Here is a 20,596-nt window from a genome sequence, read left to right on the forward strand (position 1 = left end):
AAGACCTGCGGCGTGATGCGCCATCCCCGCCTATCGCGCCCACAGGCGGATCGAGCGCTGCGTCTCATAACTCAAGCGCTGCAGGGGAGAGGCCCCCTGCAGCGCCCTAAGGCTTCTACTGCTCGGGGCTGGAAGAACGCCGGGCCATGGTGCGATCATAGTGGCCCAGCAGGTCCGCGAGCGGATAGGCGCGGCCGTCCTTGATGACCGTATCGACCTTGTAGAGGTCGGCGACATTCTTCAGCGGATCGCCGTCGACCACCACCATGTCGGCGATCTTTCCGGTTTCGATGCTGCCCAGATACTGATCGACGCCAGTGATGCGGGCGGAGTCGATGGTGCCCGCGCGCAGGGCCTCATAGGGGCCGAACGCCTCGGCGAAGTGGATCATCTCCATGATCACCGAATAGCCGTCCTGTAGAGTGCCGCCGTCGGTCCCAGTGCCGAACACCACGCCGGCCTTCTTCATTTTCGCCAGAGAGGCCAGCTCGTTGCGTTCTTGGGTGGGGCCGCTGTCGCCGTAGAGGCTGTGCATGTACCCCATCATGTCCGCGTGTGCGCGCGTGTAGCGAGGAGCGAAGGACTTCACCTGCGGCAGATCCAGTATGCCGATATGCTTGTCCATCTGGGTCATGTAGGTGGCCTGAGGCGCACGACCGGCGGTGGTGGGGCTGATGTACATGCCCGAGCGGGCCTGGATCTGCACGACGTCGTCATAGACCTTGCGGCTGATCGAGATGCGGTCGGCGAACTCCATCCGGTCGCGCGTGCCGAAGTGCTCGACCGCATCGACGCCGTAGACGGCGGCCGGATAGAGCTCGTGAGACGCCACCGGCAAGCCATGGGTGTGGGCGAAATCAACGATCCGCTTCTGCACCTCGTGATCCATCGTCTCGTAGGTCTTGATGAAATCGTAGTCGAGATCGATCGCCCGCTGCAGCTCCATCTCCAGCTGCGCATTGGGCACGACGGCCGTGTTCATCCAGTAGAATAGCCGGTTGCCTTCAAGGATGTTGGCGTAGAACTCGCGCGGACCGACGCGCTGGCCGCTCATCCACGCCTCGCGCCGCTCCAGGGCTTCATAGGGCTCGGCGCCCGGCTCGCGCACGGACGTGACCCCAAACGACAGCCACGCCTTGTCCATCTTGGCGCCGTCGCTGTTGAACTGGTGAATGTGGGTCTGGAACAGACCCGGCACGACGGTCTTGCTTCGCGCGTCAATGACCTTCGCCCCCGGCCACTCGGCGCGGCGCGGCGCGATCTCCTTGATCACATTGTCTTCCACGACGATGTCGACGTCGTGCAGGTACTTGTCCGATACGCCGGTGAAGACCCTGCCAGCCTGGATGACCAGGGGCTGGGTGTTGGCCGGACGCCGCCAGGTCATGGTCATCGGGATGACCTCGGTCTGGCCGTCGTCGATCTGAACACGCTGCAGCCGGCGACCGGCGAGATAGGTCAGCGACTTGGAGTCCCCGCTCCAGCTTGGATAGGAAGCGTAGTCCCGGCTGAGCTGCACCGGCGGCTCGATGATGTTGGCGTCGGCGTCGACGGCCGCGCTCCACAGCAGACCGTCATGGATATAGGCCATCCGCGTGCCGTCCGGCGACCAGATCGGCCCGAACTGGCTGCGCGAGGAGACCGAGCGGTTGACGTCGGGCGTCGTGAAACGCCCCTTCCCGCTCTTCAGGTCGATGGTGAAGAAGGCGTTGTCGCCCTTGCGGAAGCGATCCGAATAGACCCGCAGCGACAGGACGGAGATCTTGGTTCCGTCGGCGGACCATGAGGGAACCGACGGTAGGAAGAGCGCGTCGTAGCCCTTCTTCATCGCCCCGGTGGCGACGTCCACGAGATAGAGGGTGGCGTCGTGCCAGTCGCCGGCGTCGCGCATGAAGACAGCGATGGTCTTGCCGTCCGGCGAGAAGGCCGGCTGCAGCATGTCCTCTTCGCTCTGGGTGAGCCGGCGCTCAGCGCCCGTGGCCATGTCGCGGACATAGAGGTCCATGGTCCCCGTACCGCGCCGATCGGACACATAGGCCAGAGACTTGCCGTCACGCGACCAGGTCGGGTCGAGGTCGAGGAAGGCGTCCTTGGTCAGCTGCACCGGCTTGGGATCGCCGACATTGAGCATCCAAAGATCGCCCAGCGCGGTGAACGCGATCTGCCGCCCGTCGGGCGAGGCCATGGGCCGCAGGACGCCTAGCACCGGACGGTCCCCCGTCGAGGTGAGGTCGATCCGCCGCTTGGGATAGTTGGGCCGTTCCATGACCGTGAAGGCCGCCTTGAACGGCGTCTTGGCCACCTTGTCCTCGCCCGGCTTCCAGACGCGGATGCCGCCGTCGGCGCCATAGGCTATACGGCCGCCGTCGAGCCACGAAGCGCCCGTGGGGAAGATGTCCTCGCCCTTGTCACGGCTGGCCACGACCTTGCCGGAGGCCGCGTCGATCACGTCGATCCGGCTCTGGCCGCGGTTGGGATTGTAGACCACGACCGAGATGCGCCCGCCGTCCGGGCTCCAGAACGGCCGGCTCAGGGACTCCTTGCCGCTGATCAAGGTCGTCGACTTGCCGTCGGCCTGCGTCACGATCAGGCTGGTCGTTCCACGTTCGGACTGAACGAACGCGGTCTTGGCCCCATCAGGCGACACCGCCGGATAGTAGTCGTCGTTCGAGCCCTTGGTGATGGGCGCGACCGCTCCACCGTCGAGGACCACTTCCCACAGGTCGAGGCTGCGCTCGCGGTCGGTGCTGAACACGATGGACTTGCCATCGGGACGCCAGGCCGGCTCGCGGTCGTCGACCGAGCCGAACGTCAGTTGGCGCAACTCAGACCCATCGGGGCGCACCAGCGCAATGTGCCAGTTCTCGTCGACGTAGTACTGGAACGCGATCCACTTGCCGTCGGGCGACCAGACCGGATAACGCGCCTCGTCCATGACCGGCGTGACCGGCTTGGCCTCGCCGCCCCGGGCCGGCAACACCCAGATTCGCCCCTGCAGATCCAGCGCCAGCTTGGCCCCGTCCGCGGAGGCGGCGACGGCCATGTTCGTGCCCTCGCTGACCTTGAAGGTGACGTCCTTGGCCGCCGCCGGGCCGGTGAACAGCAACGCCGCGCCGAGGGCCGCCGTCGCGCATAGCGCCGCGCGTGAAATACGGGTTCTCATTGCGCTTTCCCAAGCTGGGCGCCGGCGGCGAGTTGTTCGAAAGTGAAGACGCGGCCGTCCTTGATCACCTGATCGACGTTGAGGACGTCCATCACGTTGGCCAGTGGATCACCGTCGACGATGACCATGTCGGCCAGCTTGCCGGCCGCGATGCTGCCAAGCCGGTCTTCGACCTTGTTGAGTTGGGCGGACTGATAGGTCGCCGACTTCAGCGCTTCGGCGGGTGTGAAGCCCTGGTCGACATAATATTGAAGCTCCCCGACGATGCCGAAGCCCAGATTGAAGAAGGAGGTGTCGGTTCCTGGAGGCGTTACGACGCCAGCCTGCTTGAGCCGCGTAACCGGGCTGGGCACGGCGACACCAAGGTCAGGGTCGACCAGCCCCTGCGCATCAATGGCCGCCTTCAGATAGCGCGAAGCCAAGACCCGAGGCGCCAGCAGCTTGAGCTGTTTGACATCCCGAAACGCCCTGCCCTGCCGCTGCAGATAGTAGGAGCCGACCAGCGGATTGTAGCCTTGGGCGGTCGGCACCACCATGATGTTGCTCTGCCGATAGAGCTGCATGACATCGTCGTAGATCTTGCCGCCCACGGAGAGGCGGTCGCTGACGATGATGCGGTCACTGGTCGCCAAATGCTCGATCGCGTCCACGCCATAGGTCGTGGCCGGATAGAGGTCGTGAGAGGTGATCGGAATACCCATTTCATGGGCCGCCTCCGTCGAGCGTTTCAGGTAGGCGTTGTCGAGCCGCTCGTAGGTTTTGATGAAGTCGTAGTCGAGCCGTTTGGCGCGTTCGAGCTCCAGCTCCAGGGCCGGCATCGAGTTGACCGGCAGCGACATGGGGTAATAGAGGCGCGGCCCTTCGATCAGGCCGGTGGTGAAGAGGCGCGGTCCGGCGCGTCGGCCGCTGGCCCAGGCTTCCTTGGCCTCCAGGCCCTCGCTCGGCTCGGCGCCCGGTTCGCGGATCGAAGTGACCCCGAACGACAGCGCGATGCGGCCGGTCTGCTCGCCGTTGATGATGAAGTTGTGGATGTGGTTCTCGAACATCCCGGGCACGACAACCTTCTTGGAGGCGTCGATGAGCTGCGCGCCGGTCCGCCCGGCCTGGTGAGGTTCAACCGCCGTGATGACGTTGTTGTCGATGATGATGTCGACGTTGTCGCGATAGGCGAGGTTCACGCCGTCGAACAGACGACCGGCATGGACCACCTTGCGCCCCTGCGGGATCGCATTGCTCCATTCCAGGTTTAGCGGAATGTCTTCGATACGAGCGTCGTCGAGCCAGATCCTCTTCAGCACGTCAGCGGACTGATAGACGATGCTCTTTGAATCCCCAGCCCAGCTGGGCTGATCGGCGAGATCGTTGGTCATGCGCCGAGGCGTGGCGATGAAGCCGCCGTGCGGATTGGTGGCGACGGTCCACAGGACCCCATCCTCGACAAAGGCCATGTGCCGGCCGTCGGGCGAGTAGATCCCGCCGTTCTTGGCGCGAATGCCGAGTGACTTGCCCGACGTCGGCGTCAGGTATTTCGGCGACGATCCGTCAAGCGGGACGTTGAAGATCTCGTTGAAGCCGTGGCGGAAACGGTGGGACTTGTTGGCCAGCACCACATAGTTCAGCGCCTCGCCGTCGGACGACCAGCTCACGACGCTCGGCTTGAAGGTCCAACCGTGGATCTTGCGCAGCACCTTGGTCTTCAGGTCGAGGACGTACGGGAAATTGGCGTGCCAGTCGTCGGAGGCCAGCGCGGTCAGCGCGATCCGTTGACCGTCCGGTGAGAACACCGGTGACGCCACGCTCTCCACTGTCTCGGTGAGGCGCTCTTCCTTGCCGCTCGCCACGTCGCGGACATAGAGATCCATGGTGCCGACGCCCCGGCGGTCCGACGTATAGGCGAGCTTGCCGCCATCGGGAGACCACGCGGGCTCAATATCGACGAAGGGGTCATTGGTTAGGCGCACCGGCTTCGGATCACCAATGGTCAGCAGCCAGAGGTCGCCGAGCGCCGCGAACGCGACCTGCTTGCCGTCGGGCGACACCACCGGATTCAGAATGCCCTTGGCCTGCTTGGCCGCGGTCGATGTGAAGTCGTGAACCTTGCGGACATAGTCCGGCGCCGGCGTGACGGTGAACTCGGCCGTGAACGGGATGACCTTCGCCGAGCCTGGGCGGCCGCGCTTGATCTTCCCATCGGCGGTGTAGAGCAGCCCGCCGTCCTTGGACCATTGCGGTCGCCCCACGAAAACGTCTTCACCCTTCGCGGTGTCTGTAGCGCTTGCCCCCTTGCCGAGATCGACGACCCGGAGTGACGAGGCGCCCTTGGTGCCGAGGCTGCCCCCTTTATACTCGATGTAGGCGATGGATTTTCCGTCCACGCTCCACGCCGGCAGAGCCATCTCGGTCGGTGCGGACGCCACGGTTCGGACCGAGCCGCCCGCGTCCTGCACTTTCAGCACCCGGCCCCTCTCGCCCTCGGCCTCAGCGACAAAGGCCAGCCGCGCGCCGTCCGGCGAAAGCGCGGGGTAGATCTCATCCTGTGGCGCGGTTGTCAGCTGGATGGGCGAGGACCGGTCCAGGCCCACCCGCCAGACATCGAAATTCCCCGCGCGGTCGGACGAGAAGAGAAGGGACTTGCCGTCAGGCGCCCAGACCGGTTCGCGGTCATCGGCGGCGCCAAAGGTGATCTGCCGAAGGCCGGTCCCGTCCGGGCGGACGACGAAGACGTGCCAATAGCCGCCGAGATACTGCTGGAACGCGAGCAGGGTTCCATCCGGGGACCAGGAGGGAAGCCGGGCCTCGGTCAGGCCCGGCACGATCTTCGCCGCCCCGCCACCGGCGGGAAGGATGCGTAGATCGCCCTGCAGGTCGATGGCGATCCGCGAGCCGTCCGGCGACAGCATCGCGGAGAAGTTGGTGCCCTCCGTCACGCTGAACGTGCGGCTCTCCGCCAAGGCCGGCAACGAAGACGCGCTCGCCAACAACGCGACCGCAAGGCACAGGCTTCTGACCATCGATATTCCCCTAATTTGCAGCAGTTCTCGGCAGCCAAAGGCCTAGTGTCGATAGCTCAGCGTGACACCGTAGGTGCGCGGCGGGGCGTAGTTGGCGAAGGCGTCTCCCAAGATGTCCGAGATCGACACAACGTGGAGTTCGTTGGCGAGATTCTTACCCCAGACTTCGACGCTCCAGGCGCCGCCCGCCGGCCCCATTGTCAGGCCCGCGTCCCAGTTTTCCTGCGCCAGCACGCGCTCGCTAGGCACATTGTTGATGCTGCTGAAATAGTCGGACTGATACGTGTAGTCGACCCGTCCGGTGGCCGTCATGCCGCCGAAGTCGCGGGCCAGGCTGGCGCCCATGAAGAACTTGTTCTCCGGAGCGCGCGGAATTTTCTTCCCCGCCAGATTGTTGGCGCCGCTGATGAGCGCGGAGATCTCGCTCTCGGTGCGGGTGTAGTTCCCGTAGAGGTTCAGCCCCTCGATCGGGACAGCGTTCCATTCCAGTTCGAAGCCCTTGATCTTCGCCTTGCCGGCGTTGCCGCTCACGAGGACTGCCGGCAGATTGGGCGCGAGCTGGGTGAACACCGAGACCTGCAGGTCGGTGTAATCCATGTAGAAGGCGGTGGCGTTCACGCGCAGGCGGCGATCGAACCACTCGGTGCGGGCGCCAGTTTCGTAGTTCCAGACGAACTCCGGGTTGAACGGACGCAGGATCGACTGCTTTTCACTGTCACCGTCGCTGAACCCGCCGCTCTTGAAGCCGCGCGAAATGGTCCCGTAGACGAAGACATCCGGGGTGACCTGGTAGTTGATCGACGCGGTGGGCGTCCAGGCGCTCCAATCGGCGCTGGATGCGGCGCTGTAGCCGGGCACGCTGACGCCGCCGTCACGGAAACCGGAGAAGTTCTTCCCGGAAGCAACCGTGGTGTGGTCCTTCTCGTCGTGGCTCCAGCGAATTCCGGCCTGCAGCTTCAGCTGTTCGGTGAGCGCGAACGTACCGCTCATGAAGGCGGCGAACGCCTTGGTCTCGTTGGTCGAAGCGTAGGCGTAGCGACCGTCAACCGGGGTCGGACCGAAGCCATAGAAGCGATAGTCCGTCAAGCGGTTGGCGACGCCGTCGTCCTGGTAATAGTACAGCCCCCCGATCCACTTGAAACGGTCGCCGAGATCGGCGGCGAGGCGGAGTTCCTGAGAGAACTGCTCGGCTTTCTGATCGGCCTGCTGGATGAACAGGGTGTGGAAATTGACGCGTCGGTTGGCGACGTCGGACAGCGGCGCGACCAACAGCCCGGTGGTGTTGGCGCGGTTGTGGCTCTGGGTGTTGCGGAAGGCGGTGATCGAGGTGAACGTCCCGATCGGGCTGTCCCAGTTGGCGTTCAGGCTGACGCCGGCGTTGTCGATATCGGCATAGCCGTCGTCGGTATGGTTCCGCCCCCGACGCGGTTCGGGGTTCGACTTGCCGGCGGATTTGGGAGCCTCGATCATCAGGTCCCACCACGGCGCGGTGCCGCGCCGCGTCGATCCATCGATGTTGAGTTGGATGTCCCAATCGTCGTTGGGACGGAAGCGCAGGGCCGCGCGGGCCGCGGCGAGCGTCTCATCCTCGATGTCGCGGCCGGTCGTTTCGTTAAACGCGTAACCGCTGTGCTCGCGAGCGATCACCGAGATCTTCGCGGAAAGGACATCGGAGACCGGGCCGCTGATAAGCGCGCTGACGCTCTTGAGGTCATAGTTGCCGACCGTAGCCTTGGCCTTGACCCGGTAGTCCGAGCCGGGTTTTTCGGTGAAGAAGGCGATGGCCCCGCCGGTCGCGTTCCGGCCAAACAGCGTGCCTTGCGGACCACGCAGGACTTCGACGCGCTCCAGGTCGACGAACTCGACCGAGGACATCGACGGCTGGCCCATATAGACGTCGTCGACGAACACGGCCACGCCGCCGCCGCCGCCGATCCCGCGAATGGTGTACCGTGGCTGACCCGGGGCGAACTGCTCGAAGGTCAGGCTGGGCGTGCGGGTGCGAAGATCGTTGAAGTCCTCGATCTTCGATCTCTCCAGGAATGCGCCGCTGTAACCCGTCACCGCGAGCGGAACCTGCTGCAGATTCTGGCTGCTGCGTTGAGCCGTGACGATCACCTCTTCGACCGCGGTGGCCTGCTGGGCGACGGCCGGGCCTGCCAGAGCCGCCGCCGCGAGCGCGATTGCCGATGCAGTATTGAACGTGGATTTATTCATTCGGTATCCCCCTGTTTTTCCTACCGTCGCTCGGAGCTCTTCTGGCCACTGAACGTCATTGAATAGATGTGGCTCGAATGCGCACGAAGACGCTGATCGGTATGTAATTATGTGAGCACTGAGGCCTTACGCCGCATCGCAACATTCATTTCGAGACGATGAGCCCTCACGACCTCCATCACTGATGGGATACTTAATTTCGATCAGCCTCAATTTACTTTGCGGAAGCCTTCTATCACCGGCGGTCATATCAGAGCTGCGCGCGACCTGGATTGACCCGCCTCCGGTGCGTCGATGCCCAAGAACCGCACGGCGTTCGACCTCAAGACTCGCGTCTTCTCGTCCTTGGACAGGGTCTTGCTGTTGACGACCCCTTCGCCGAGCACCTGTTCCCCGAGCGGGAACGGATAGTCGGTGCCGAGCAGAACCTGGTCGGGGCCCATGACGTCCACCAGGAGGCGCAGCGAGCCATCGCTGAACACCGCGGAGTCCACATACATCCGATCGACATAGGAGGACGGCGGATTGGGGCAGTCCTGACGGACGATGTCGCGGTTGCGCCAGGCGTTGTCGACCCGCCCGATCAGATAGGCGAAACTGCCGCCCCCGTGGGCGAAGCAGATCCTCAGCGACTTCGGCAACCTTTCGAAGGCGCCCGACAGGATCAATGACAGCATCGACAGCTGGGTTTCAGCCGGCATGGCCACCAGCCAGGGCAGCATCCATTGCCGCATCCGGCCCGCGCCCATCATGTCCCACGGGTGCACAAAGACCGCAGCGCCCTCGTCGGCGCAGTGATGCAGGAAGGTGATCAGGCCAGGGTGGTCGAGATCCTGATCACCGACGTGATTGCCGATCTCCACGCCAAGGTGGCCGTCCGCCATGATCCGGCTGACCTCCCGGCAGGCGGCGTCGATGTCTTGAAGCGGCACCTGCGCCATCGACTTCAGCCGGCCGCGCCCCTGAGCGCAGAGCTCCAGCGCGGCGTCGTTGAAGTGGCGAGCGACCAAGGCCGCCTGTTCGACCGGCTTGTCGTAGGCGAACAGCACCGGCGTGGCGCAGATCACCTGCAGGTCGATACCGTCGCGGTCCATGTCGGCCAGGCGCGTCTCGGCGTCCCAGCAGGCGGCGGTGATCGGGCGGAATTCCCGATCACCGACATAGACCATCGCCTGGCCCTCGCCGGTGTGCTTGATCCACGGCCAGGCGCCGCCGAACTTCTCGGCGAAGTCCGGCCAGGTCTTGGGGAAGAAGTGGCTATGCGCGTCGACGATCACGGCAGCACCACCCAGCCCGCCGGCGGCGTCTTGCCCGGATGGACGGCCGCGCAGTTGGGACAGATGCGGGCCGACTGGCTCTCGTAGAACGCGTTGAACAGCGGTGGCAGGTCCGCGACGATGCTCCTGAGCTGCACCTCGACCCTGTGCACCAGATGATCGCAGGAGAAGCAGTACCACTCGAAGGCGTCGAGCGCCCCTTCAGGGCGCTTGGGTTCCACCACCAGCCCGATCGACCCCTCGACCGGCCGCTGCGGCGAATGACGAACATGTGGGGGCAAGAGGAAGATATCCCCCTCGCGCAGCGGCACGTCGTAGTGCTCGCCGTTCTCCACGACCTTGAGCAGCATGTCGCCCTTGAGTTGGTAGAAAAACTCCTCGACCGGGTCGTCGTGGAAGTCGGTGCGCTGGTTCGGCCCGCCGACGACGGTGACCATCAGGTCGGCGTTCTTCCAGATCTGCTGGTTGCCGACCGGCGGCTTGAGCAGGTGCTGGTTCTCGTCGATCCACCGTTGGAAATTGAAACCGCTGAGCCGGCTCATGGCTGCTGCCTTGGCGATTGGGGGTGATAGGCGACGGCCTTGATCTCGATCAGCAGGTGCGGATGCGGCAGCTGATGGACGGCGACCGTGGTGCGTGTGGGCCCCTCGAAGTCGAAGAACTCGCCATAGACGGCGTTGTAGCCGGCGAAGTCGTTCATGTTGACGAGGAAGGTCGAGATCTCGACCAGGTCGGTGAGTTCGGCGCCAGCTTCGCGCAGGATGTCGCCGATGTTCTCGATCACGGCGCGCGTCTGGGCGCGAATGTCGAGGTTCGTCGTCCCCATCGCGTCAACCTCTACGCCCGCGAAGCTGTTGTCCGGACGCCGGGAACTGGTGCCTGAAACGAACAGGAAATCCCCTGCCCGTTTGATGTGGGGAAAGCGGCCGCGCGGCGTCGCCTTACCCTTCACGACGATGGCGTCGCCTTGGGTCATTTACGTTCCTTGGTGTTGAAGCCCATCAGGCCCAGGTTCTGCACCTGGAGCTGCACATTGACGCCCGGGCGCAGCGGTTCAGCCGCGGTCGACGCTCCGGCCAGCACGATGTCGCCGGCCTTCAGCCCTTCGCCGTAGCGCTCGGTCAGGCGCGCCGCGGCCAACAGCGCCCGCAGCGGATGGCCAAGAATGGCAGCGGAAGACCCAACCTGCACCGGCCGGCCATCGAAGGAGAGGATCATGCCCAGATTGGCGATATCGAGATCCGGCTTGCGCCAGGGCCCGATCACCACCCCGGCCGCGGAGGAGTTGTCGGCCACGACGTCGGCGACCCTGAACTTGAAGTCCTGGTAACGGCTGTCGATGATCTCCAGCGCAGGCGCCACCGCCTCCACCGCGTCGGCCGCCCATTGCGCGCTGGCCTCGCCGGTGAAGGGCTTTTTCAGCAGGAACGCGATCTCGGGTTCGACGCGCGGATGGATCATCCCGTCGAGATCGAGGCTCTCCCCGTCGTCGAGGATCATCGCGTCGGTGAGCACGCCCCAGATCACCTCGTCGACGCCAACCTGCTGCATCTTCGCCCGGCTGGTCAGCCCCATCTTCACCCCGATGCGGCGCTCGCCGCGCTGAAGGCGGCGGCCGATGGCCTCGGCCTGCACGGCGTAGGCCGTCTCGATGGAAAGAGCCGGATACATGTCGGTCAGCTGAGCGACGGCGACGCCGCGACGGGCGGCCTCGTCCACGATCTCAGCGAGCGCCTTGACGTCGACCATTGCGGCCTCCTTGTTTGGCGGCGATCAGGTCAAGGGCGACGTCGAGGATCATGTCCTCCTGGCCGCCCACCATGCGGCGCCTGCCCAGTTCGATGAGGATTTCGCGCGCTTCCAAGCCGGTGCTCGCGGCCGCCTTTTCAGCGTGGAGCAGGAAGCTGGAATAGACGCCGGCATAGCCCAGGCTGAGGGTCTCGCGGTCGACGCGCACGGGGCGAACCTGCAACGGCCGCACCACGTCGTCGGCCACGTCCATCAGCTTGAAGAGGTCGCAGCCGTGCTCGAAGCCGTCGCGGTCGGCGGCGGCGATGAACACCTCCAGCGGCGCATTGCCCGCGCCAGCGCCGAGGCCGGTGAGCGAGGCGTCGATGCGCACCGCGCCGTGTTCGGCCGCGATGATCGAATTGGCGACCCCAAGGCTGAGATTGTGGTGGGCGTGCATCCCCCGCTGGGTCTCGGGTTTCAACACCTCGTCATAGGCGTCGAAGCGCTCGGCCACGCCCTTCATGGTCAGGGCCCCGGCGGAGTCGGTGACATAGACGCAGTGGGCGCCGTAGCTCTCCATCAACCGCGCCTGCTCGGCGAGCTCGCGCGGAGGGGCCATGTGCGACATCATCAGGAAGCCGGACACGTCCATGCCGAGCTGGCGCGCCGCCTCGATGTGCTGGCGTGCGATGTCCGCCTCGGTCGAATGGGTGGCGACCCGCACCGAGACCACCCCCAGATCGGCGGCCCGGTGCAGGTCCTCCACCGTGCCGACACCCGGCAACAGCAGCGTGGTCAGCTTGGCGCGCTTGATCGCCTTGCCGGCGGCCTCGATCCAGGCCCAGTCCGTATGGGCGCCGAAGCCGAAATTGAGGCTCGAACCCGACAGACCGTCACCGTGAGCCACTTCGATGGCGTCCACCCCGGCCTCGTCCAGCGCCTGAGCGATGTCGTGGACCTGGGCGATGTCAAACCGGTGACGGATGGCGTGCATGCCATCGCGCAGGGTGACGTCCTGAATGTACAGACGCTGCGCCATCATGCCGCCTCCAGTTGGCCGCGCTGCGCCATTTGCTCTCCGATCCGCACGGCGGCGGACGTCATGATGTCGAGATTTCCGGCATAGGCCGGCAGGTAGTGGGCCATGCCCTCCACCTCGAGGAACACCGAAACCTTCATGCCGGTGAAGGGCTCGCCGCCGTCCGGGAACTGGAGCGCGGTGATGTGCTCGAACTGCACCGCCTGCTTCATGCGATAGCCCGGAACGTACTCCGCGACCTCGCGCACCTTGGCCTCGATGGAGGCCCGCACGGCCTCCTCGTCGTGGCCCTCGGCCAGGCAGAATACCGTGTCGCGCATCACCAGCGGCGGCTCGGCCGGGTTGAGCACGATGATCGCCTTGCCCGCCGTCGCCCCGCCCAACTCGACGATGGCCCGCGAGGTCGACACCGTGAATTCATCGATATTGGCCCGCGTACCCACGCCCGCCGACTTGGAGGCGATGGAGGCCACGATCTCGGCATAACGCACCGGGGTGACACGGCTGACCGCGTGCACGATCGGGATCGTCGCCTGACCGCCGCAGGTCACGAGATTCACGTTTGGGGCCTGCAGATGACTATCAAGGTTGACCGACGGCACCACGAACGGGCCGATGGCGGCCGGCGTCAGGTCGATCAGGCGGCGGCCCATGGGCCGCAGAATCGCGTCGTGCCTGGCGTGGGCCCCGGCGCTGGTGGCGTCATAGACGATCCGGACCTGCTTGAACTCGGGCAAGCCCACCAAGCCGTCGACGCCCTCCGACGTCACGGCCACACCGAGCCGCCGCGCCCTCGCCAGTCCGTCGGACAGCGGATCGACCCCGGCCATCGCCAGCACCTTCAGGTCCGGCGACAGACGCATGATCTTGATCATCAGGTCGGTGCCGATGTTGCCCGAACCGATGATCGCGCATCCCACCTTGCTCATTGCGGAGCTCCTTCAAATCCAACCGACACGGATCCGAGGCCTTCCACGCGGGCCAGGAAGCGGTCGCCCGGCGCGGCCGCGACCATGGGGCCAAGCGCGCCGCTCAAGACCACGTCGCCCCGGCGAAGCGGCCGACCAATGCGCGCCATCGTGCGCGCCAGCCACAGCACGGCGTTGAGCGGGGAACCGAGGCAGGCGACGCCCGCCCCGGTCGAGACGACCTCGCCCCGCTTCTCGAGCGCCATGCCGCAGGCGACCAGATCGATCTGGTTCAAGCGGCGCAGTTCATGACCGAGCACGAACCGGCCTGACGACGCGTTGTCGGCGATGGTGTCGGCGATGGTGATGTCCCAGCCGGCGATGCGGCTGTCGACGACCTCGATCGCAGCGACAGCCCACTCGATCGACGACAGGACGTCGGCGCTGGTGAGGCGATCTGTGTCGAGATCGCCGCCCAGGATGAACGCGATCTCAGCCTCGCACTTGGGCTGAAGCAGCGCGCCGAACGGAATGTCGCCGCCGTTTGGGACATCCATGTCGTCAAACAACATGCCGTAGTCCGGCTGGTCGACGCCCAACTGGCGCTGCACGGATACGGCGGTGAGACCGATCTTGCGCCCCACCAGCCGGCGCCCCGACGCCAGGGCGGCCTTGGTCAGGCTTTCCTGCACGGCGTAGGCGGCCTCGACATTTTCTGGGCCGATCAGGTCGCGAACCGGCGCGCAGGGATCGCGGCCACTCGCAGCCTGGGAAAGCCTCGTCGCCGCCTTGGCCACTTCATGTTCTGAAACGGTGGTCACATCGCCCCTCAATACTTGACGCAGATGGTCGAGGCCTCGGAGTAGAAGGCCAGCGAGTGAGCCCCGCCCTCCCGTCCGATCCCGGAGAGCTTCACGCCGCCGAACGGCGTGCGCAGGTCGCGCAGGAACCAGGTGTTGACCCAGACCAGGCCCGCCTCGATCTGCGGCGCCGCGCGATGAGCCCGGGCGAGATCGGTGGTCCAGATGCTGGCGGCCAGGCCGTAGTCGCTGTCGTTGGCCCGACGGATCGCCTCGTCCTCGGTGTCGAACGGGGCGATGTGACAGACGGGACCGAAGATCTCCTCGCGATTGCACCGGGCGTCGTCGGAAAGTCCGGTCCAGATGGTCGGCGCGATGAAGGCGCCCTCATCGCGCTCGTCGCCAAACGTCGGAACCTGGCCGCCCGCCACCACCGTCGCGCCTTCGCGAAGCGCCAGGTCGAAATAGCTCAACACCTTGGTGCGGTGCTGGCGCGAGATCATCGGCCCCATGGTCGTGGTCGGGTCCTCGGGCCGACCGACCACGATCGCCTCCGCCCGGCCCTTTAGAGCCTCGACGAACCGCTCGTAGATCGGACGCTCGACATAGACGCGCTCGGTGCAGAGGCACACCTGACCGCAATTGGAGAAGGTCGAGCGAGCCACGCCGTCGACCGCCGCCTCGAAGTCGCAGTCTGCGAAGACCAGCGCCGCATTCTTGCCGCCCAGCTCGAAGGAGATCGGCTTCACCGTATCGGCCACCGCTCGCATGATCGACGAGCCGGTCTTGGAGCTGCCGGTGAAGGTCACAGCGTCGACCCCGGGATGCGCGGTCAGCGCCTCTCCGGCCGAACCACGCCCAAAGCCGTGCACCAGGTTGAATACGCCGGCGGGAACCCCGACCTCGTGCATGACCTCGGCGAGCAGCGTCGCGGTGAAGGGGGTCTCTTCGGAAGGCTTGGCGACCACGGCGTTACCGCAGGCGAGAGCCGGCGCGACCTTCCAGCTCAGCAGAAGCAGCGGCAGATTCCACGGCGCGATGACCGCGACCACCCCAAGGGGCTTGCGGACAACATAGCTGACCGCGTCACGGCCATCAGGGGTCGGCGTCTGGAAGCTCTGATCATGAGCGGTCACCACGAGATCGGCGAAGAAGCGGAAGTTGGCGACGCCGCGGGCGATGTCCACGGTCCGGGCATGACGCTCGTCCTTGCCGGTGTCCGCGATCTCGGCGGCGACGAACTCCTCGAAGCGGGCCTCGATCCCGTCCGCGATACGATGAAGAAGGCGCGCGCGGTGGGCCACGGGCATTCGCCCCCAGTCACCCGCCAGCGCCTCGCGGGCGCAGCTTACGGCCCGATCCACCAGTGCGGCGTCGGCCTCGGCGACCTTAGCCACGCGCGAACCGTCGACCGGATTGATGTCGTCGAAGTAGCGGCCGGTATCGACGAAATTTCCACCGACGTAGCTCGCCAAAACCCTCTCGGGCGTCATTGATTTTCTCTTCAGGACCATGGCGCGGAAGACACCATCGGGGTCGCTCCGGCTCAATTGAGTTCTCGGTCGGGCCGCTATCACCGCGCGTGATATCAAGCCTCGCCGCAGGCTTGCGCGCGCGCCTCCTTGGTCCGCTCGGCCTCGCCGGTCAGGCGGCTGACGATGAACAGGAGCACGAGGCCGATCGGGGCGATGGCCAGCAGGCCATAGACGCCCGTCTGCAGCGAGCCGGTGACGGTGGAGATCTTGCCGACCATGTAGGGGCCGATCGCCAGGCCCAGCATCGTGCTGGCCAGGACGGTGACCGCGCCAATCACGCCGCGCATCCGGGGCAGGACGAGGTCTTGGAAGGCCGCGACGCCGGAGCCGACCCAGAGACTGCTGGTCAGGTAGACCAGCGGGCTGATCATGGCGAAGACCGCGAAGTCGGTCTGCTGGAACATCAACCAGAGCAAGGGCGGCGGGAGCGCCAGCGACAGCATCAGGACGAAGATACGGCCGCGGGGATCGCGCGCCTTCCAGGCGTCGGAGACCAGCCCGCCCAACACCACCCCGCAGGCCGAGGCCACCGCGCCGGGCAGCCCGAGATAGAGCCCCACCGTCGCCTTGGCTACGCCCAGCTCGCGCATCGCGAAAGGCGCCGCCCAGAAGCTGTAGGCGTAGCCGACCAGGGCCAGCAGGCCGAAGGCGAGCAGCCCGATCACCATGGCGGGCGTGCCGCAGATCAACTGATAGGTGGGGCGGTCGCTCGCCCTCAAGGCCCGGCTCCAGGAGAGCAGGCAATAGACGCCAACCCCGTAGGCCGCCCATTGCGGCACGTCGCCCGTCAGCCAGACAAGGCCGGCCGCCACGAGCGTAATGACGCCCGCGAAGACAAGATTGAGCCCAAGCCCCTGGTTCCGGGCCGCCGTCCACAGCGTGAAGGGCGGAAGGATCGCCATCAGTTCGCGGAAGAACAGGCCCCAAGGGCTCGCTTGATCAACAGGCCGCGGCGGCGCGTCGTCAAAGCCGCCTCGCACGGGCTCCCGCAGCCGGCTGACCAGCAGGGCGACCGGCAGACCAGGCAACCCGACCATCAGGAATGCCGCCTGCCATCCGACCAGGCCAAGCGGCGCCTCGCCCACCGCGAACGCACGATCCCATCCGGTGGCGATAGCCCCGCCGAACAGCAGACTGAGACCGATCCCGACATAGATGCCGGCGGAATAGATCGAGAGCGCCAAGCCGCGCTGTTTCTTCGGGAAATAGTCGGCGAGCAACGAATAGGCGGCCGGCGAGGCGCTGGCCTCTCCGATGCCGATCCCGATGCGAGCCGCCGCCAGTTGGGCGTAGGAGGTCGAGAAGCCCGAGAGCGCCGTCATGCTGGACCAAATGACCAGGCCGATGGCCATCAGCCGCCCTCGCCGCCAGCTGTCGACCAGCCGGCCCAACGGGATGCCGAACACCGCATAGAAAATCGCGAAGGCGGTGCCGTAGAGAAAGCCCAGGTCGACGTCGCTGAGCTTGAGGTCGCGCTTGATGTCTTCGGCGAGGATGGAGAGAATCTGGCGGTCGATGAAATTGATCACCAGGACCAAAACCATCAGACCAAGGGCGTACCAAGCGTAGGGCTTGGCCGTCGCGGACGCGTCGGACGCCATCGCTCCCTTGGCGTCTATCTCAATTTGCCCGGCCGTCATGTCCCGCCCCACCCGATTGTTTTCAATGTTGGGCAAGCATCATCCCCAGGCCTGCCGCGCCTCAATTGAGTTTTGGACCGCGCCGCTATCACCGCCCGTGATACCGGGCAGCAGCGGGCATTGGTCGATCGACCCTGCGATCTTGCGAAGCGACTGCTGGAGCATCTGGGCGGCCGATGGCAGCCGAGAGTCGGCGCGCGTGGAGATGCCGATCGGCCCCAAGGTGCTCTTCAGCAGCACCGGAAGGATGGCGATGTAGCCCGCTGAAGCCTCGCGATGGGCGACCAGCCAGGGCCATACGGCGAGGTAGTCGGCCTCCATCACCAGGCTTCGGTTCGTGAGCTGGGAGACCGAGTCCACCGCGTGCGGCGGCGGCTCCACCCCCTCCTCGCGGAAGGCTTGGTCGATGTGACGGCGGAGCGTGGTTTCAGGTCGCGGCAAGATCCAATCCCAGGCGGCGAGGTCGGCCAGGTGCAGGTCCGAGCGCGTGGTCAAGGGATGCCCTGGCCGGACGACGACCACGGACACGTCCATGAGCAGCGGCTCCTGGTGCAGTCCATCGCGTTCGTGATGTTCCGGCAGGCGGCCGACCACGAGGTCGAGCTTGCCGACCCGCAGATCCGGCAGCAGGCGATCGTGCGAACCCTCGACGATGCTGACCACCAGCTTGGGCCGGTCCTTGCGCAGGGCGGCGATCGCACGCGGCAAAAGATCGGCGGAGGCCGACAGCAAGGTGCCGACCACGACCCGGCCGCCCATGCCGTCGCGCAGGTCGTGGATCTCCTCGGCGGCATGGTGAAGTTGGGCGGTGATCAGGCGCGCATGAGCCGCCAGGGCGACGCCGAACTCCGTGGGCAGCACGCCCCGGTTCGTGCGCGAGAACAGCTCGACCTGGAGCAGCGCCTCGGTCTCCTGCAGCGCCTTGGTGATCGCCGGCTGCGTCATGCACAGGTTTCGGGCGGCGACGACGAGGCTGCCCCCATCCGTGATGGCGAGCACGATGCGCAGGTGGCGCATCGTCAGCCGGGACATGGTGTGCTGCAGGTCGTGCATGGCTAGCTCGGCGCAGGCCTCGCCGGATCGGGCATGGCCAGCAGCACCGTCGCCGGGACGTTCGTGCGGTTCTCGACCAGGCGCGGTTCGTGGGCGGCGATGCGCACGCTGTCCCAACGATCCAGCTCGACCTCGGTCTCACCGTTGGAGATGGTCACCCGCCCCTCCAGGACCAGGTACATCTTCTCGACGGGCGAGGCGTCCATGCCCGTGCTGCCGCCCGGCAACAGGTGGCAGAGGTTCATCACCAGGCCGTCGCTGGGCCCCGCCTCCTTGCCCTGCACCCGCAGGCACCGCATGTCGACATGCCCGGGCGGGTGGTAGGTCGGCGCGTCCTTCAGCCGGATGACGTTCATGGCAGCAGCACCACGCGGTCTTGGACGCCCTGGAGCACGGCTCGGTAAGCCTCGCCGGCATGCTCAATGGGGAACCGCGTGCTTTCCGGCACGGGATAGGGCTTCAACGCGCCGCTCGCGAAGCCGGCCGCCAGGGCGTCGAGGTTCTCCGCTGAAGCCGCCCCGTTGAGCGCCAGGGTGTCGATGCCGACGAAGGTGTGCCGGCCGCGATAGAACGGGAGAATGTCGAACGACACCTCGCGGGAAATCGTGGCGATGAAGATCGCCCTCGCGCCCAACGCCATCGCGGCGTTGGCGTCGGCGAAATAGGGGCTGCCCACGGTGTTGAAGACGATGTCGGCGCCGCGGCCGTCCGTCAGCTCGCGCACCTGGCCTGCGATGTCTGGAACCGACTGGCTGATCATCGTCACCGGCGTGGCGGCGTGGCCGATATAGCCGCCCTCGCCGCGCGCCACGCCGATCACACGGGCGCCGAGCATGGCGGCGATCTGGCACGCGGCCTGCCCCACCTTGCCGTTGGCGCCGAAGACCAGGACGTTGTCGCCAGGCTGGGGCATGCCCGCCCGGCTGAAGCCTTCATGAGCCGTGACGAACGGCACGCCGATCGACCCCGCCTCAGCGAACGACACGCCGTTCGGCATCTCGCGCACATAGCTGCGGTGGCAGGTCAGGTAGCGCGCATGGCTGCCGTCACGGGTGATGCCGAGGTCGCCCCCCGACCCCCAGACAGACTTTCCGACCAGGTCGCCCGGCCCGTCGATCACGACGCCGGCCCAATCGCGTCCCGGCGTGCGCGGCCAGATCGCGTGCGGCATCATGCCGAGCGCCGCCTTGACGTCCGACGGGTTCACCGCCGCCGCCCGCACCTCGACCACGACGTCGTCACCGCCGACCAATGGCGAGTCCATCGCCTCGACCTTCAGGTCGAGCACGTCGAGACTGGCGGCTTTCTCCAGGACACGGATACGAGACATGGAGACCACTTTCCTATGAGAGACCCAGCAGGCGTCGCGCCTCGCTGGGATTGGCCGGCTCCGCGCCGACGCCCGCTAGAATCTGGCGAGCCCGTTGCACCAGGGCGGCGTTGGACGGGGCGAGCACGCCCTTCGACATGTAGATGTTGTCTTCCAGGCCCACCCGGACGTGACCGCCGAGCAGCCAGGACTGGGCCACCATGGCGAACTCCGAGCGGCCGACGCCAAAGCCCGTCCACACCGCGCCCGGCGGCAGCAGGTTGCGGGCGTACATCATGGTCTCGGGCGTGGCGTTGAAGCCGTAGTTCACCCCCAGCACGAACGAGAATAGCCCTGGCCCGTCGAGCTCGCCGGCGTCGATGAGATGGCGCGCCAGATGCAGGTCGCCGCTGTCGAACAGCTCAAGCTCAGGCTTCACGCCGGCGGCGCGAATGGCCCGCGCCATGACGGTGACGTTCCGCGGCGTGTTGATCACCACCTGGCCGCCGGAGTTCATGGTGTTGAGATCCAGGGTGCAGATCTCGGGCTTCAGCACGCTGATATGCTCGACCCGCAGTTCGGGCCGCACCAGGGTCGTGCCTGGGCCGGCGACGCTCGGATCCTCGTCGCTGGGCGCGAACCGCCCCCCCGGGCCGGTGGTGAGGTTCAAGATCAGCGCGGGATTCTTGGCGCGGATCAGATCGACCGTTTGCCTATAGTAGTCGAGCTCCATCGACGGATCGCCCGTCACCGGATCGCGCACGTGGATATGGACGACCGAGGCCCCCTCCTCCGCGGCCAGCAGGGAGGCTTCGGCGATCTCCTCCGGGGTTACCGGCAGGTCGGGGTGCTGGTCGCGGGTGGTGATGTTGCCCGTGACCGCGCAGGTGATGATGACTTTGGAATGCATGGT

The 20,596-nt window shown here is 66.1% G+C and carries 16 protein-coding genes; all 16 read right to left on the reverse strand.

All coding sequences use genetic code 11. From position 1 onward, the window contains the following. Positions 1–115 precede the first annotated feature (115 nt). Positions 116–3,163 carry an LpqB family beta-propeller domain-containing protein gene (locus ASE02_RS07940; protein WP_056732927.1) on the reverse strand — a complete coding sequence of 1,016 codons (3,048 nt, stop codon included), beginning with the start codon at positions 3,161–3,163 and terminating at the stop codon, positions 116–118. Then, positions 3,160–6,090 carry an amidohydrolase family protein gene (locus tag ASE02_RS07945; protein ID WP_200957637.1) on the reverse strand — a complete coding sequence of 977 codons (2,931 nt, stop codon included), beginning with the start codon at positions 6,088–6,090 and terminating at the stop codon, positions 3,160–3,162. Before ASE02_RS07945 ends, ASE02_RS07940 begins: the two co-directional genes overlap by 4 nt. A 126-nt stretch (positions 6,091–6,216) precedes the next feature. Next, positions 6,217–8,391, reverse strand: a complete 2,175-nt coding sequence (locus ASE02_RS07950) for a TonB-dependent receptor (protein ID WP_056732931.1) — start codon at positions 8,389–8,391, stop codon at positions 6,217–6,219. A 245-nt stretch (positions 8,392–8,636) separates the two neighbouring features. After that, complete coding sequence (locus tag ASE02_RS07955; protein WP_056732933.1) at positions 8,637–9,668, reverse strand: amidohydrolase family protein; 1,032 nt, start codon at positions 9,666–9,668, stop codon at positions 8,637–8,639. After that, positions 9,665–10,210 (reverse strand): 3-hydroxyanthranilate 3,4-dioxygenase, encoded by a 546-nt coding sequence (locus tag ASE02_RS07960; protein WP_056732936.1) that lies wholly within the window; start codon positions 10,208–10,210, stop codon positions 9,665–9,667. The genes ASE02_RS07955 and ASE02_RS07960 overlap by 4 nt, the downstream gene beginning before the upstream one ends. After that, complete coding sequence (locus tag ASE02_RS07965; protein ID WP_056732937.1) at positions 10,207–10,644, reverse strand: RidA family protein; 438 nt, start codon at positions 10,642–10,644, stop codon at positions 10,207–10,209. Before ASE02_RS07965 ends, ASE02_RS07960 begins: the two co-directional genes overlap by 4 nt. Further along, positions 10,641–11,417, reverse strand: coding sequence for a 2-keto-4-pentenoate hydratase (locus tag ASE02_RS07970; protein ID WP_056732940.1), 777 nt, complete (start codon positions 11,415–11,417; stop codon positions 10,641–10,643). Before ASE02_RS07970 ends, ASE02_RS07965 begins: the two co-directional genes overlap by 4 nt. After that, the gene (dmpG, locus tag ASE02_RS07975) at positions 11,392–12,438 is read right to left on the reverse strand and encodes a 4-hydroxy-2-oxovalerate aldolase (RefSeq protein ID WP_235536642.1); all 1,047 of its coding nucleotides are present in this window, start codon (positions 12,436–12,438) and stop codon (positions 11,392–11,394) included. The genes ASE02_RS07970 and dmpG overlap by 26 nt, the downstream gene beginning before the upstream one ends. Continuing rightward, a complete protein-coding gene (locus ASE02_RS07980) occupies positions 12,438–13,367 on the reverse strand; it encodes an acetaldehyde dehydrogenase (acetylating) (RefSeq protein ID WP_056732944.1) in 930 nt (309 codons plus the stop codon). Before ASE02_RS07980 ends, dmpG begins: the two co-directional genes overlap by 1 nt. Continuing rightward, positions 13,364–14,167, reverse strand: a complete 804-nt coding sequence (locus tag ASE02_RS07985; RefSeq protein ID WP_082601947.1) for a 2-keto-4-pentenoate hydratase — start codon at positions 14,165–14,167, stop codon at positions 13,364–13,366. Before ASE02_RS07985 ends, ASE02_RS07980 begins: the two co-directional genes overlap by 4 nt. 8 nt (positions 14,168–14,175) lie before the next feature. Next, a complete protein-coding gene (locus ASE02_RS07990; RefSeq protein ID WP_235536643.1) occupies positions 14,176–15,621 on the reverse strand; it encodes a 2-hydroxymuconic semialdehyde dehydrogenase in 1,446 nt (481 codons plus the stop codon). A 113-nt stretch (positions 15,622–15,734) separates the two neighbouring features. Then, a complete protein-coding gene (locus ASE02_RS07995; protein WP_056732947.1) occupies positions 15,735–17,282 on the reverse strand; it encodes an MFS transporter in 1,548 nt (515 codons plus the stop codon). Between the two features lie 78 nt (positions 17,283–17,360). Next, positions 17,361–18,374: a LysR substrate-binding domain-containing protein gene (locus tag ASE02_RS08000; protein ID WP_200957639.1), complete on the reverse strand. Its 1,014-nt coding sequence runs from the start codon at positions 18,372–18,374 to the stop codon at positions 17,361–17,363. Between the two features lie 2 nt (positions 18,375–18,376). Beyond that, complete coding sequence (locus ASE02_RS08005) at positions 18,377–18,730, reverse strand: cupin domain-containing protein (protein WP_056732949.1); 354 nt, start codon at positions 18,728–18,730, stop codon at positions 18,377–18,379. Further along, positions 18,727–19,704 (reverse strand): zinc-binding alcohol dehydrogenase family protein, encoded by a 978-nt coding sequence (locus tag ASE02_RS08010; protein WP_056732952.1) that lies wholly within the window; start codon positions 19,702–19,704, stop codon positions 18,727–18,729. The genes ASE02_RS08005 and ASE02_RS08010 overlap by 4 nt, the downstream gene beginning before the upstream one ends. Positions 19,705–19,717: 13 nt before the next feature. Then, positions 19,718–20,593 (reverse strand): 3-keto-5-aminohexanoate cleavage protein, encoded by an 876-nt coding sequence (locus ASE02_RS08015; RefSeq protein ID WP_056733205.1) that lies wholly within the window; start codon positions 20,591–20,593, stop codon positions 19,718–19,720. Positions 20,594–20,596 lie beyond the last annotated feature (3 nt).

Origin of the sequence: Phenylobacterium sp. Root700 (assembly GCF_001429025.1) — a bacterium.
Classification (GTDB): Bacteria; Pseudomonadota; Alphaproteobacteria; order Caulobacterales; family Caulobacteraceae; genus Phenylobacterium.

What these genes read in the sequence shown, in the direction of transcription:
- ASE02_RS08010 (WP_056732952.1), bottom strand. Translation starts at nt 19,704, where the DNA reads ATGTCTCGTATCCGTGTCCTGGAGAAAGCCGCCAGTCTCGACGTGCTC.
- ASE02_RS07950 (WP_056732931.1), bottom strand. Translation starts at nt 8,391, where the DNA reads ATGAATAAATCCACGTTCAATACTGCATCGGCAATCGCGCTCGCGGCG.
- ASE02_RS08000 (WP_200957639.1), bottom strand. Translation starts at nt 18,374, where the DNA reads ATGCACGACCTGCAGCACACCATGTCCCGGCTGACGATGCGCCACCTG.
- ASE02_RS08005 (WP_056732949.1), bottom strand. Translation starts at nt 18,730, where the DNA reads ATGAACGTCATCCGGCTGAAGGACGCGCCGACCTACCACCCGCCCGGG.
- ASE02_RS07940 (WP_056732927.1), bottom strand. Translation starts at nt 3,163, where the DNA reads ATGAGAACCCGTATTTCACGCGCGGCGCTATGCGCGACGGCGGCCCTC.
- ASE02_RS07995 (WP_056732947.1), bottom strand. Translation starts at nt 17,282, where the DNA reads ATGGCGTCCGACGCGTCCGCGACGGCCAAGCCCTACGCTTGGTACGCC.
- ASE02_RS07960 (WP_056732936.1), bottom strand. Translation starts at nt 10,210, where the DNA reads ATGAGCCGGCTCAGCGGTTTCAATTTCCAACGGTGGATCGACGAGAAC.
- ASE02_RS07965 (WP_056732937.1), bottom strand. Translation starts at nt 10,644, where the DNA reads ATGACCCAAGGCGACGCCATCGTCGTGAAGGGTAAGGCGACGCCGCGC.
- ASE02_RS07970 (WP_056732940.1), bottom strand. Translation starts at nt 11,417, where the DNA reads ATGGTCGACGTCAAGGCGCTCGCTGAGATCGTGGACGAGGCCGCCCGT.
- ASE02_RS08015 (WP_056733205.1), bottom strand. Translation starts at nt 20,593, where the DNA reads ATGCATTCCAAAGTCATCATCACCTGCGCGGTCACGGGCAACATCACC.
- dmpG (WP_235536642.1), bottom strand. Translation starts at nt 12,438, where the DNA reads ATGGCGCAGCGTCTGTACATTCAGGACGTCACCCTGCGCGATGGCATG.
- ASE02_RS07980 (WP_056732944.1), bottom strand. Translation starts at nt 13,367, where the DNA reads ATGAGCAAGGTGGGATGCGCGATCATCGGTTCGGGCAACATCGGCACC.